General features: G+C 67.4%; 16 protein-coding genes. 5 read left to right on the forward strand and 11 right to left on the reverse strand.

From position 1 onward, the window contains the following. The first annotated feature begins 1 nt into the window (after position 1). On the forward strand, positions 2-991 hold the full coding sequence (locus C1746_RS15735; RefSeq protein WP_162867820.1) for a metal ABC transporter substrate-binding protein: 990 nt from the start codon (positions 2-4) through the stop codon (positions 989-991). Beyond that, positions 975-1,673 carry a metal ABC transporter ATP-binding protein gene (locus tag C1746_RS15740; protein ID WP_116715462.1) on the forward strand — a complete coding sequence of 233 codons (699 nt, stop codon included), beginning with the start codon at positions 975-977 and terminating at the stop codon, positions 1,671-1,673. The genes C1746_RS15735 and C1746_RS15740 overlap by 17 nt, the downstream gene beginning before the upstream one ends. Before the next feature lie 9 nt (positions 1,674-1,682). Here C1746_RS15740 and C1746_RS15745 read toward each other — a convergent pair whose 3' ends face one another. The 3 genes from C1746_RS15745 to C1746_RS15755 all read right to left on the reverse strand — a co-directional run bounded on the left by C1746_RS15745 (position 1,683) and on the right by C1746_RS15755 (position 4,366). Next, positions 1,683-2,036, reverse strand: a complete 354-nt coding sequence (locus C1746_RS15745; protein ID WP_116715463.1) for a hypothetical protein — start codon at positions 2,034-2,036, stop codon at positions 1,683-1,685. Positions 2,037-2,112: 76 nt separating this feature from the next. Then, the gene (gene aztB, locus C1746_RS15750) at positions 2,113-2,961 is read right to left on the reverse strand and encodes a zinc ABC transporter permease AztB (protein WP_116715464.1); all 849 of its coding nucleotides are present in this window, start codon (positions 2,959-2,961) and stop codon (positions 2,113-2,115) included. A gap of 13 nt (positions 2,962-2,974) precedes the next feature. Continuing rightward, positions 2,975-4,366 carry a metal ABC transporter substrate-binding protein gene (locus C1746_RS15755; RefSeq protein ID WP_162867821.1) on the reverse strand — a complete coding sequence of 464 codons (1,392 nt, stop codon included), beginning with the start codon at positions 4,364-4,366 and terminating at the stop codon, positions 2,975-2,977. 151 nt (positions 4,367-4,517) lie between these two features. Here C1746_RS15755 and C1746_RS15760 point away from each other — a divergent pair, with 151 nt between their 5' ends. Next, positions 4,518-5,282 (forward strand): metal ABC transporter ATP-binding protein, encoded by a 765-nt coding sequence (locus tag C1746_RS15760; RefSeq protein WP_116715466.1) that lies wholly within the window; start codon positions 4,518-4,520, stop codon positions 5,280-5,282. On the opposite strand, the gene C1746_RS22160 is transcribed toward C1746_RS15760, so the two are convergent. Both C1746_RS22160 and C1746_RS15770 read right to left on the reverse strand, forming a co-directional pair. After that, positions 5,279-5,683, reverse strand: coding sequence for a Fur family transcriptional regulator (locus C1746_RS22160; RefSeq protein WP_162867822.1), 405 nt, complete (start codon positions 5,681-5,683; stop codon positions 5,279-5,281). The genes C1746_RS15760 and C1746_RS22160 overlap by 4 nt on opposite strands. A gap of 121 nt (positions 5,684-5,804) precedes the next feature. Beyond that, positions 5,805-6,470, reverse strand: a complete 666-nt coding sequence (locus C1746_RS15770; protein WP_116715468.1) for a cation efflux transmembrane domain-containing protein — start codon at positions 6,468-6,470, stop codon at positions 5,805-5,807. Positions 6,471-6,507: 37 nt separating this feature from the next. Between C1746_RS15770 and C1746_RS15775 the strand changes: the two genes are divergently transcribed. After that, on the forward strand, positions 6,508-6,834 hold the full coding sequence (locus C1746_RS15775; protein WP_116715469.1) for an ArsR/SmtB family transcription factor: 327 nt from the start codon (positions 6,508-6,510) through the stop codon (positions 6,832-6,834). 6 nt (positions 6,835-6,840) lie between these two features. On the opposite strand, the gene C1746_RS15780 is transcribed toward C1746_RS15775, so the two are convergent. The 5 genes from C1746_RS15780 to C1746_RS15800 all read right to left on the reverse strand — a co-directional run bounded on the left by C1746_RS15780 (position 6,841) and on the right by C1746_RS15800 (position 10,685). Further along, positions 6,841-7,182 carry an ArsR/SmtB family transcription factor gene (locus C1746_RS15780; protein ID WP_116715470.1) on the reverse strand — a complete coding sequence of 114 codons (342 nt, stop codon included), beginning with the start codon at positions 7,180-7,182 and terminating at the stop codon, positions 6,841-6,843. Between the two features lie 27 nt (positions 7,183-7,209). Then, positions 7,210-7,803 carry a DUF3152 domain-containing protein gene (locus C1746_RS15785; protein WP_162867823.1) on the reverse strand — a complete coding sequence of 198 codons (594 nt, stop codon included), beginning with the start codon at positions 7,801-7,803 and terminating at the stop codon, positions 7,210-7,212. 85 nt (positions 7,804-7,888) lie between these two features. Further along, on the reverse strand, positions 7,889-8,218 hold the full coding sequence (locus C1746_RS15790; protein ID WP_205711888.1) for a hypothetical protein: 330 nt from the start codon (positions 8,216-8,218) through the stop codon (positions 7,889-7,891). Positions 8,219-8,296: 78 nt separating this feature from the next. Continuing rightward, a complete protein-coding gene (locus C1746_RS15795; RefSeq protein WP_162867824.1) occupies positions 8,297-9,187 on the reverse strand; it encodes a cell wall-binding repeat-containing protein in 891 nt (296 codons plus the stop codon). Positions 9,188-9,314: 127 nt separating this feature from the next. Next, positions 9,315-10,685 carry an HTTM domain-containing protein gene (locus tag C1746_RS15800; protein ID WP_162867825.1) on the reverse strand — a complete coding sequence of 457 codons (1,371 nt, stop codon included), beginning with the start codon at positions 10,683-10,685 and terminating at the stop codon, positions 9,315-9,317. A gap of 181 nt (positions 10,686-10,866) precedes the next feature. Here C1746_RS15800 and C1746_RS15805 point away from each other — a divergent pair, with 181 nt between their 5' ends. Continuing rightward, positions 10,867-11,145, forward strand: a complete 279-nt coding sequence (locus tag C1746_RS15805) for a DUF4235 domain-containing protein (protein ID WP_116715475.1) — start codon at positions 10,867-10,869, stop codon at positions 11,143-11,145. A gap of 33 nt (positions 11,146-11,178) precedes the next feature. On the opposite strand, the gene C1746_RS15810 is transcribed toward C1746_RS15805, so the two are convergent. Continuing rightward, a complete protein-coding gene (locus tag C1746_RS15810) occupies positions 11,179-11,730 on the reverse strand; it encodes an MOSC domain-containing protein (protein WP_116715476.1) in 552 nt (183 codons plus the stop codon). Positions 11,731-11,766 lie beyond the last annotated feature (36 nt).

An 11,766-nucleotide genomic window follows, 5' to 3' on the forward strand; every position in this document is an offset into this window, starting at 1 on the left:
GTTGGCAGGTGCAATCCGGTCGGCCCGGCTGCTCGTCGCAGTCGGGCTGGCCGCCCTCATCCTCCTCGGGTGTTCCGGTCAGACCGGCACTGCAGTTGGCCCCGAGCCGACAGGAGGACGACCGCCCGCAACGGAGAACGCCGCTGAACGGCCGACCGTGGTGGCCACCACCAACGTGATCGGCTCGGTGCTGCGTGAGGGCCTCGGCGCACACGTCGACGTCATCGACGTCATGCCGCGTGTGTCCGACCCGCACAGTTTCGAGGTCTCCGCCGCCACGACGGTGGAGATGGCCCAGGCCGACCTGGTCGTCGCCAACGGCCTGGGCCTGGAGGCTGGTCTCTCCCCGGTCCTCGAATCCATCGCTGATGAGGTGAACGTGATCGAGATCGCCCCGCAACTCGACCCGCAGACATACGGCGAGGTCAGCACCGAGGCGGAGACGGGCACGGCGGATCCTCATGTCTGGACCGACCCGTCTCGGATGGCCGACGTGCCTGCGCTGGTCGTGGAGGCGCTTTCAGCTGACACCACACTCGACCTGGACCTCGACACGCTTCGCGGCGCCGCCGACGATGCACGCGAGGCGTTGGAGGCCCTGGACAGCGAGGTGGCCGGACAGCTGGGGGAGCTACCCCCCGACCGTCGACAGCTGGTGACCAGCCACCACGGGCTGGCCTACTACGCCGACCGGTACGACCTGACCGTTCTGGGCGTCGTGTTGCCGTCTGGCGCCGCCCTTGCCGCCCCGAGTGCTGCCGACCTGGCTGACCTCACCACGGCCCTAGAGACCGCTGACGTGGACGCGATCTTCGCCGACCCGACCCATCCGGCCCCGCTGGCGGAGGCGCTGGCCAGGGAGCGTGGCGGGCAGGTCCAGATCGTCGACCTGCCAGTCGAGTCTCTCGGCGAGGATGGCAGTTCCGCCGACTCCTATCCCGACATGATCCGAACCATCACCGAGAGGATCGTCGATGCACTATCCGCGTGACGCAGCCAGGCATGCGGCGGCCGCCGTTGTCCTCAAGGACGTCGAACTCGGATACGCCAGCCACCCGCCGGTCCTGACCATCCCATCACTCGAGCTGCCCGGCCATGGCCTGGTGGCGCTGGTCGGGCCGAATGGCGGCGGCAAGTCAACGCTCCTCGCGGCGATCGCGGGGCTTCACCCCCCACGTCGCGGCACGATCACCCGGAGCGCAGCGGTCGCCTGTGCGTTCCAGCAGCAGCCCGCCCAGGATGCCCTGCCCCTGACCGTCGCGGGCCTGGTCGGCATGGGACGTTGGGGCCGAATCGGCTTGGTGCACCGCCCTGGCCAGGCTGACCGACGGGCCGTCGAGACGGCGATGGAGCAACTCGGCATCCTCGACCTTCGTCGGTCCCAACTCCGGGAGTTGTCGGTCGGCCAACGCCGTCGCGCCCACATCGCGATGGCACTGGCGCAGGACACGCCGATCCTCCTCCTCGATGAACCGACCGCCGGGCTTGATGCTGACTCCAGAGAGCGAGTTGCCGTTGTCCTAGTCGAGGAAGCTCGCCACCGACTCGTCGTGGTGGCGACTCACGACCAGGCCGAGGGGGACCTCGCCGACATGGTCGTGACCGTCGCCGACAGCACCTGCACCCTCCACACGACGCCGGTTCTGCCGACGGGCGATCTCACTGCGTCCTGAGGGCCCGCGTCACGCTTCGGCGGATTCGGACGCCGGCGCCCCGGCGCGCACGAACGGGACCTGAAGCGCGGCCAGATCCGGATCGCGCGGAGCCGGTGCCCCGCCCAGCAGGAGCCAGTCGGCCAGGAGATCGACCTGATCCCGTGTGGTGATGGGCCAGAAGGCCTCCGCCCCGCCGGACTGCCCAGACCGAGGATCGTGCTCGGCGACCACGACCAGGCCGCTGGGGCCCTCCGCTGACACCAACACCCCTCCACGACTTCGGCGGACGACCGGACGCAGCACATCCATCGTCGTGTGGGCAGGCCCATCCGGATCGTCATGATCGCCGTAGACCACGGCCAGGAACCCAGGCGTCTTCATCGTCTGCCATTATATGACAACAGTTGTCATTATCGCAATCCGTCTCGTCGGGTGTGCACTTCCCGGAGGGCGGCGGTCAGGCTGACGCAGCCGCCACGCGCCGTGTCCGCCACGCCTCGCGGACCGTGCGCCATGCCAGGACGATGAAGAAGAGCGCCACGGACGTGGCCGACATGCTCGCCGCCCCCGCCAGGTCGAGGTGGTAGCTGAGTTCAAGACCGATGACCACGGCCGTGATCCCGAATCCGAGGCTCACGGCCATGATGACGGGGATACGGCGGGCGACCAGGGTTGCGGCAGCCGGTGGTGCCACCAGCATCCCGAAGATCAGCAAGGTACCGACGGTGCGAAACGATGTGACGACGGTCATGCCCACCAGGCCAAGCAGCACAGCACGGGCCAAGCGCGGCCGCAGGCCCAGGAGAGCCGCTTTGTCCTCGTCGAATGAGAGCGTCAGGAACGCGCGATACCCCACCACGGACACGAGGATCGCAACGACGGCTGCGACGCCCTGCACGAGGAGGTCGTCACTGGTCACACCGAGCACATCACCGAACAGGAATCCGGTCACGTCGACGGCGAACGATCCAGAGCGGGAGATGATGAGGATGCCCAGCGAGAGCATCCCCACGAACAAGAGGCCCGTACTGGTGTCCTCGGGCAGACCTGACCTGTTGGTGACCCACGACACGCCACCGACCGTCACCAACGCCGCGAGCGCCGCCCCGATGGAGGGGTCGAAGCCGACCAAGGCTGCGATGGCGATACCCGGGATCACGCCATGAGCCAGCGCATCCCCCATGAAGGCCAGCGACCGCAACACGACCCACACCCCGACCGTGGAGCAGGTGATCGCCACCAGCACCCCAGCGATGAGTGCTCGCTGGGTGAAGCCGGCCGCGAACGGTTCGAGGAGGAAGTCCACCGAGGAGTTTGCGTCAGCTCAGGGCGTCAGCGATCCGCTCCGTATTGGTTCGCATGAACTCGGCGTAGGTGGCCGCGGGACCGTCTTCCTCGGACAGCGAGCCGGTGTAGAGGTCAACGACGGTGATGTCCTGTCCGGCCTCTTCGGCCACGACCTCGGCCAGCCGAGAGTTCTCGATCGTCTCAGCGAATACCGCGGGTGTGCTCGTGTCCTGCACGGTCTCGATCAACTCCTCGAGGTCCGCCGCGCTGGGCTCGGCCAGCGTGCTTCCGCCCGGGATGACGGTGCCGACGACCTCGAAGTCATAGGCGTCGGCGAAGTAGCCCAACGCATCGTGGTTGGTGACAAGGAGGCGCTGCTCGTCGGGGACGGCTGAGAGGGTCTCAGCCACCTCGCCATCGAGGGCAACCAGGTCCTCGCGCATGGACTCGGCACGCGCCGTCCACTCCTCGTCGTCGATGGTGTCGTCGATCGTGGCCAACTCCTCAGCCAGAGCGTCGACGACGTCGGCAACGCGCATCGGATCGAACCAGAAGTGCGGGTCCGCGCCACTGTGGTCGTGGTCGTGTCCCTCCTCGTGGGAGTGCTCCTCATCCGAGTGCTCCTCGTCAGAGTGCTCCTCGTCAGAGTGCTCCTCGTCCTCCGAGTGGTCCTCATCCTCCTCTGTTCCGGCTACCAGCCGGACGGGCTTGGCGGCGTCCTCGTCGTCGGAGTGCTCCTCCTCGTCATGGGAGTGCTCCTCCTCATCGGAGTGCCCCTCCTCATCATGAGAGTGCTCCTCCTCATCGTGGGAGTGCTCCTCCTCATCGGAGTGCCCCTCCTCATCATGAGAGTGCTCCTCCTCATCGGAGTGACCTTCCTCCTCATCGGAGTGCTCCTCATCGTGGGAGTGCTCCTCCTCGTCCGAGTGCCCCTCCTCATCGGAGTGCCCCTCGTCTGAGTGGTCGTGCGAGGCCTCCCCGCCGAACTCGATCGTCTCCACGGCGGAGGTTGCCTCGAAGACGGTCACCCCGTCCTCCTCGGCGGCCTCGAGTGCGTCGATCAGCCCCTCCTCCAGGCCCTCACCGTTGGCTACGACGAGGTCCGCCGTGCGCATCGACTCCGCTTGACCGGCAGACAGCTGGTACTCGTGCGGGTCCGCCAGGGGTGGGAGGATCACCTCGACATCGACGGCGCCGTCCGCGAGCGACGTGACCAGATCCCCCAGGATGGTCGTCGTCGCCACAACGCTCACGGCCTCCGCCGACGACTCCTCCGTGGAGCCCTCTGCGGTGGAGGACTCTTCCGTGGATACCTCGTCGTCACTTCCCCCGTCCTCCGCGGAACCGCTCTCGGTCGACGAATCGCTGGCGCAGGCGGACACCACCAGCATGACAGCGAAGAGCAGGGCAAGAAGTCGTCTCACGGGTCGGTCTCCTGATTGGGAGGAACATCGGTCGAACTGCGGTCGCAACATCGTAGGTCGCAACGACAATGACTGTCATGCTAGGACGCTGACGCGCTCCCCTCAAATGATTATGACTGTCAGAACACGAAGCGGCTAGACTGCCACCGATATGGGCGCAATCAACCTGGATCACGTCGACCTCGGCTACGGCGACAAGGTGGTCATGCGCGACGTGACGCTGGATCTGCCCGCGGCGGCACTGACGACCGTGATCGGTCCCAACGGGTCCGGCAAGTCGACGCTGCTGCGAGCGATCTCCGGATTGATGTCCCCCTTGCGTGGCACGATCTCGATCGACCGCGACCCGGCCGGCCGACGAGCGGCGTGTGCCCACGTGCTGCAGCAGACCGCCAATGCCCCGCTCCTCCCCCTGACGGTCCGGGAAGCCGTGACGATGGGGAGGTACCCCCGGACCGGGATGCTGCGGCGACTGTCAGCGGAGGATCGCGAGGCCGTCGACCGCTCACTCGAGCGGCTCGGCGTCACCGACCTCGCCACGCGACAACTGCGCGAGCTGTCCGGCGGCCAGCGGCAGCGGGTGCTCGTTGCGCAGGGACTGGCCCAGGAGGCGCCTGTTCTGCTTCTCGACGAACCCGTGACCGGCCTCGACCTCGTGTCGCAGCGCCACATCGTCCGTGCGATCGCGGAAGAGGTTGAGGCCGGCCGTACGGTCCTCCTGACGACACACGACCTGAACGAAGCGGGACAGGCCGACGTCGTCATCCTCGTGGCCGGCCGCGTGGTGGCCGCTGGCATGCCGTCCGAGGTCCTCTCCCCCGAGAATCTCCGTGAGGCCTACGGACCGCAGCTCATCGACACCGGGAAGGGAACGGCACTGCTACCCGACGTGTCACACGACCACGTCCACGGCTAGGCAGCGCAGGCGATGCACCGGCCGTAGATGTCCGCGCGATGGCCGGTGACCTCGAAGTCATGGACGTTGGACACACTCGCCACCCAATCCTCGACGAGGGTGGCCTCCAGCTCCTCCACCCGACTGCAGTCGATGCAGATCAGGTGGTGGTGATGCTTCGGCGAGCAGCGCCGATAGACCTGCTCCCCCTCCCGAGGGAAGCTGTCCAGCAGCCCCGCCTCGTCGAGCGACTCGAGCGCCCGGTAGACCGTGGACAAGCCGATGCTGTCGCCCGCGTTGCGGAACTCCGTGTACAGCTCCTGGGCGGAGACCGCCTCAGGACGGTCGGCGAGCGCATCAAGCACCGCCGTCCGCTGCCGGGTCACTCGCAAGCCGACATCGCGCAGCAATTGCACGGGCATGACCTCCTCCATCTGACTATCGTTATCACCATTCAGACTGTACCACTTGCGACGCTCGAGACGTACCGCGCACGACGTCTGGTTGAATGACAACGAATGCCATTCCCGAGACGGGCACGGATCAGCAGCAGGTGTCCGCCAGCGACTCGGCGTGCCACGCATTCCGGGCCTCCCAGGCAGCCAGTGCCGCGACGCCCAGAGCGGCCACCGGGTCGGCCCACCACCACCCGGCCAGCGCATGCGCGCTCAGCCCGATCAGGAGCGCACCCGAGAGGTAGGCACAGATCATCGTCTGGCTGCTCTCGGCCTCGACCGCCCGCGACCCGAGCACCGGTGCCAGGCGGCGCTTGGACAACGCCAGCCAGGGCATCACGACGACGGAGAGCCCGGTGAGGACGATCCCGACGACCGAGACCTGCGGCGCGTCACCGGTCAGGAGTTGCCGAGAGGCCTCCAGTGCAACGAGAATGCTCAGCGCCAGCAGTGACACCGCGATCGCCCGACTGGCCCGCCTGTCGTCGACCTGGCTGCAGCCTGGTTTCGACTCCGCGGCCAGCCGCCAGAGCAGCACGATCGACGCCGCAGACTCCACGCCGGAGTCAACGGCGAACCCGACGAGCGCAGCGGATGATGCTGCCAAGCCTGCGATCATCGCGACCACCAACTCGATGCTGTTCCACACCAAGGTCAGCACCACCAGGGCGCGGGACCGCTGCACCGCGCGGCCGCGCTCGAGACCGTCCGGTTCACGGAGAACCGGCGGCGTGGTCGTCGGGGTGACTGCCATGCCCAAACCGTACACCCTATACTGAAATATTCAGCGCATGATGAATGAACTGTCGGATGTTGACGTCCCTCGCGACGGGCTGGCTCGGCTCGGTACCGCACTGGCCGATCACACCCGCCGAGAGATCATCCACCGACTCCTCGACGGCCCGGCCTACCCGGCCCAACTTGCGCAGGACCTCGGCACGAGCCCTGCGAACATCAGCAACCACCTTGCGTGCCTTCGGGGCTGCGGTGTCGTCCAGGCCACTGCTCAAGGACGCCGGGTTCGCTACGACCTCGTCGACCCGACGATCGGAGGCCACCTGGCCGCCATCCTCGAGGGACTTGCCGAGCCCGACCCGGCCCACGATCACCTGGCGTAGGCGATCTCAGCCCACCTCGACGGCGTGGTCGATCGCGCTGCGGAGCAGGGCAACCACGTGGTCGTCGGTCAAGCGGTAGTAGATGTGCTTGCCCTCCCGTCTGGTCCGGACCAGGTCGTGATCACGGAGGAGGCGCAGCCGCTGCGACACCGTCGTCGACCGGGCTCCGGTCGTCTCGACCAGGTCGCTGACGCAGATCTCCCCGGGCGCGATCAGCTGGAGCAGCCGCAGGCGTTCGGGGTCACCGAGCGCACTCAGGATCCTGGCACCACGATGCAACTCCTCATCGCTCGACACCGGCCACTCCCCCGCCCGTGGAGGATGATCGTGCGTGTCGTGGTCGGTCACGAGCTCATCATGTCATGGATCGACTGCTCAGCCGTCGAGCAGGCCCGATGCCGCGTCCAGGTCGGCCTGGACGGGCCACGACTGGGCCTCGCACTGGGTTTCGTCGCGCGGGGGCAGGGCCATCACCGGCAACGGGCCACCGGGCCCCGGACATGGCGGGTGCCTGCGCAGCCCCACCATGTGCCCGATCTCATGGTTGACCGCGCGTCGGCGGTAGTCGTCAACAGAGCCCTCCCACCATGGCGGTGGCTCATCCCACCAGGGCTGGTAGATCATTGCGACAGGACCAGCTTGGCAACCGAAACGTCCTGCGGTCGGCCAGGGGGCACACGACGCAGCCATGGTCGCTGCTGTCGCAACGCCCAGGCGGTACGTGGTTGACTCGCCCACCTCCACACGAATGCCGATCTGCGACCAGCCTCGTGGGTCGGCGTCCACCTCCCGCACCACCTCCGCGAGTGCCGCCCGGTCAAAGCCCTCGGGCACATCCAGCTCGACGACCAGGGTCTGGTCGACGTCGCCACGCGGGACTTCGCTGCGGCGTTCCTGCGAGGTGTTCGGCAGGGCGGCGAAGAGGATCACCAACAGGATCGCCGCAATGAGCCCGCTGATCCGAAGCACCACGCGAGACTAAGCCCCCTGCACGGGAGCCCAGGGGGCCGAAATGGGAGTGTAAGGCGGTGTGTGAAGGCTGGACCGGTGTCGGTCAGGCGGCGATGCGGCCGTGGTAGTCGCAGTGACCCTCGTGGGGGTGGTGGAGGTGGCCGTCGACCAGGTAGCCCACGTGGTCGCCGTGCGGGACCGCCGCGTGGCCGCAATCGGTGCCATGGGTGTGTCCGGAGTCGTGTGCGTCGCAGTTGTGCTCTGGCGTGCACGCGGCTGGATTGGTGTCATCCACGCCCAGTGTGTGCTCCTCCAGTCCGGATGCGCCGACGTGATGGAGGTGCCCGTCGTGCAGGTAGTCGTGATGGTCATCGTGGGCGACAGCCTTGTGCTGGCAGTCGGGTGAGTGCGTGTGGTCATGAGAGCTGTGCATGCCCACTACACTACTACAATCCATCATATATGCATATGTAACTATGAGGAGACGGTCTGAGCCGTCGCGACGGTCACGTCAGTCGGCGTCGAAGTCCCCTCCGCCATCGTCGTCGTAGCCACCACCGTCGTCATCGGGTACAGGGGCAGGGGCCGGAGCGGGCGGGGCTGGAGCGGGAGCCGGCGGGGCTGGAGCGGGAGCCGGCGGGGCTGGAGCAGGAGTCGGGGCAGGCAGCGCACCAGCATCGTCATCCAGTCCGGAATCGTCATCCAGTCCGCCGTCGTCATCTAGCCCCGCGTCATCATCGAACCCCGCGTCATCGTCGAACCCGGCGTCGTCATCCAGGCCGGAATCATCATCCAGGCCCGCGTCGTCATCGAACCCGGCGTCATCACCAAACCCGGCGTCGTCATCATCCAGCCTGCTGTCATCGTCGAACCCGTCGTCGTCATCCAGGCCGGAATCGTCATCCAGTCCGCCGTCGTCATCTAGCCCCGCGTCATCATCGAACCCCGCGTCATCATCTGGTGAGCGCTGTATGGGGTCCTCCACCTCGTCCATGGCAACCCAGCCCAGCGCATCGTCGAGCACGGCGTCGCAGACCGCGGCCTCTCCGCCGACCGTGACGACCCTCGTCGGCGCCAGACGATTCAGTTCGGCCCCAACGGCTTCGCTGATGGGTTGGCAGGGTTCCACGGTGAAGACTGGGCCGCTCTCGAGGGCAGCACTGCTCAGTTGGGTCGGATCGTCGGTAGCGGTGAGGTAGACGGTCTGTGCACCGTCCGGCCACCCCTCCTGGCTGATCAGGACGGCCGTCTCGACGCGATCGGCGCCCGCCAGTCGAATGGCCTCTGGTGTTGTCGTGTCTGCGTCAGTTGCGATACTCGCGCCGACGATCAGGACGATCGCGAGGGCCGCAGAGGCGGCCAGTGCAGCGACCAGTCCGGTTGGGATGCTCTTCCAGTTCATCTCGCGCTCCTTTGCGAGGTATCCAGCGGTTGATGAGACCAGCGTCCGTGGCCCGCATGAAGTGGGCCTGAGCGGGACGTGAGACATCTCTCACCTCCACACCCGAGATCAGCGGCCGCAGGAGCGGTCAGCGAGCGAGTTGCTCGTCGGGGTGTGGCATCACGGCGTCCTGCGGATCGCCCAGGTCGAGCAGGTCCACGCTGGTGTCGATCAGGGGGACCGCAGGGCGACCGTTCAGGGACACGACGGCGTTGGCATAGACCACGGGCTCCGCGATGCCTCGGTCCCGAGCGTCGGAGCCGAGGTGCTGAGCGAAGCGGACGATCATCCCAGGGTCGGCGGCCACTCGCACCCGTTGCCATGGCTGGAGGTACTCGTTCAGGTCAGGCACCCACACGTCATCGTGCGACGGATCCGTGACCGTGTACGCGATGTCCGCGTCCTTGTCCCGCAACTTCATGTGCCACGCAAAGGTGTGACCGGCCTCGGTCCAACTCGGATCGCCCGGGAGGACGAGGTGGCGAAGGGGGACCACCACCTGGATAGCCGCGTACAGACCGACCAGACCGAGCAACAGCGCTGAGACGGGCTGATCGGGGCGTCCTGGGATCTCCGGTTGCGGCCCCTGGGCCCGGTCGACCACCCCGCCTGACCAGGCCCGTGCGAGCCTGCTCCGGACTCCTCGAGCGGTCGTAGCCGGCCAGTCGGGCGGCAGGAGGACCGTTGTGGCGGCCATGGCAAGCGGGGGAAACACCCCGATCTGGAACAGCTTGGAGTTGAGCAGGTGGAACGCGCCGGCGGCGACCAGAGCCGCCACCCTGGTGGGTCGCCAGAAGAGGGCCGGCACGATCAGCAGGTCCAGGCCCAGGCCCGCCCAGGCGAACACGCGCCCGGCCCACACCTCGTCGAGCAACGGACCGACGAGCGCGAGATCCGTGTTCGAGGCCAACCACTGGTCCAGCGGGCGACCCGCCAGCCAGTCTCCGTTCAGCTTCGCGACCGCGCCGCCCACGTACATCACCGCGACTTGGAAACGGACCAACCACAGAGCCCAGGTGGGGACCGTCCGGATCCCAGACGACTTGCCCACCGACCACACGCGATCGGCCGGGACGACCGCAAGGATCCCTGCCAGCAGGATCATCAGGTAGAAGTGGTTGAGGTACCGGGTGCGTTCGAGCAGGAAGACGTAGCCGAACAGCAGCACGAGCACGGCGGCTGCCGGGCGATAGGCGCGTCCTGCGGCGATCAGTGCCCCACACACTGCGATGCCGAGCCAGACCCCGTACAACCCGTGGCCTGGCAGGGGCGCGAGCCACGTGAACCCGTCGTAGGGAACGTGGTAGGCAGGTGTGAGCCAGATCGACTCGATCCAGCCGTTGACCCAATACCGGTACGCCTCCCAGACGATCACCAGGCCGAAGGCAATTCTCACGACGGCCAGCGAGCGCGCGTCGACGGGGCGGCCGGCTCGGTGCTGAAGGTCGGTGAGGCCCATGCCACGACCGTGAGACAGCCGGGAGAGAGCGACATGAGACCAGGATGAGAGGTTCCTCATTCCGCCAGCACGTGCGTCGCCGGGCTAGGCCGTCCGGCCTGCGGCCGGGATCAGTGGGGCTCGCCGACCGGTCGTCGTGACGCGCGCTTCAGGACGACCGCATCGCGGGTATGAGGGGCACATGAGTGACATCAGCAACGTCGTCCGTGACCACCTTCCGACGCTGGCCGGCGTGGCCAGCGCGGTGGTGGTCAAGCGGGTCATCTCGGAGCGCTACATGGCCACGCACGGCACCGAGCCGCCCGTCGACCCAGGAGCGCCGGGATCGAACTGGTCCCAGGCCATCCTGTGGACCGCCATCCTGGCTGCCGGTGGAGCGATCGGCCGGCTCCTGGGGCGCTACCTGATGGCCGAGCAGATCGGAAAGCGGGTCCAGCGACCGACGCTCGAGAAGGCGTAGGCACCACCCCCGAATCGCTCAGACGCCGGCGTCTCAGACCACGGTCACCGGATCACCAGGGCGGACCGTTCCGGGTGAGACGACCGTGGCGTTCACACCCCGGTAGTTGGCCTCCTTGCCCTCGCCCGTGTTCACGAACCGCAGGGCATCGACCCCGTAGCGATCGGCGAACTTCGCGCAGCCGGTGTGCGGCTTGGACGTGATCTCGACGACTGCCTCACCGATCTGCAACCGCGTCCCCGGCGGGACGTTGTCGGGATGCAGGTTGAAGTCGACGTAGAGCTGGTCACCAGCCAGTGCCCAACGCGTCCGGTCGCCTGCGCTGATGGCGTCGACCACGCGGGTGTTCATGAGGGTCAGCTGGCGCTCGGGATCTGATGAGCCGTCAGGGGTCTTGGCGCTCCCCCGGGTCTTCCAGTTGTCGCCGATCAAGCCGATCTCCCCGTCGAGGCGGCCAGACTCCAACTCCTTGCGCCGGTCGCCGTCAGGCCGGGCGACGACCATGTCGAGCCTGCCGACCTCCGAGGGTGCGCTGTCGATCTCGGCGCGGCTGCGGTCCAGTTCCTGGGCGGTGGGAAAGTCCATTGGGGCTCAGATTAGGAGCTGCAGCAGGCGCCAATC

This window comes from Euzebya tangerina (genome assembly GCF_003074135.1).
In the GTDB taxonomy this organism is placed as follows: Bacteria; Actinomycetota; Nitriliruptoria; order Euzebyales; family Euzebyaceae; genus Euzebya; species Euzebya tangerina.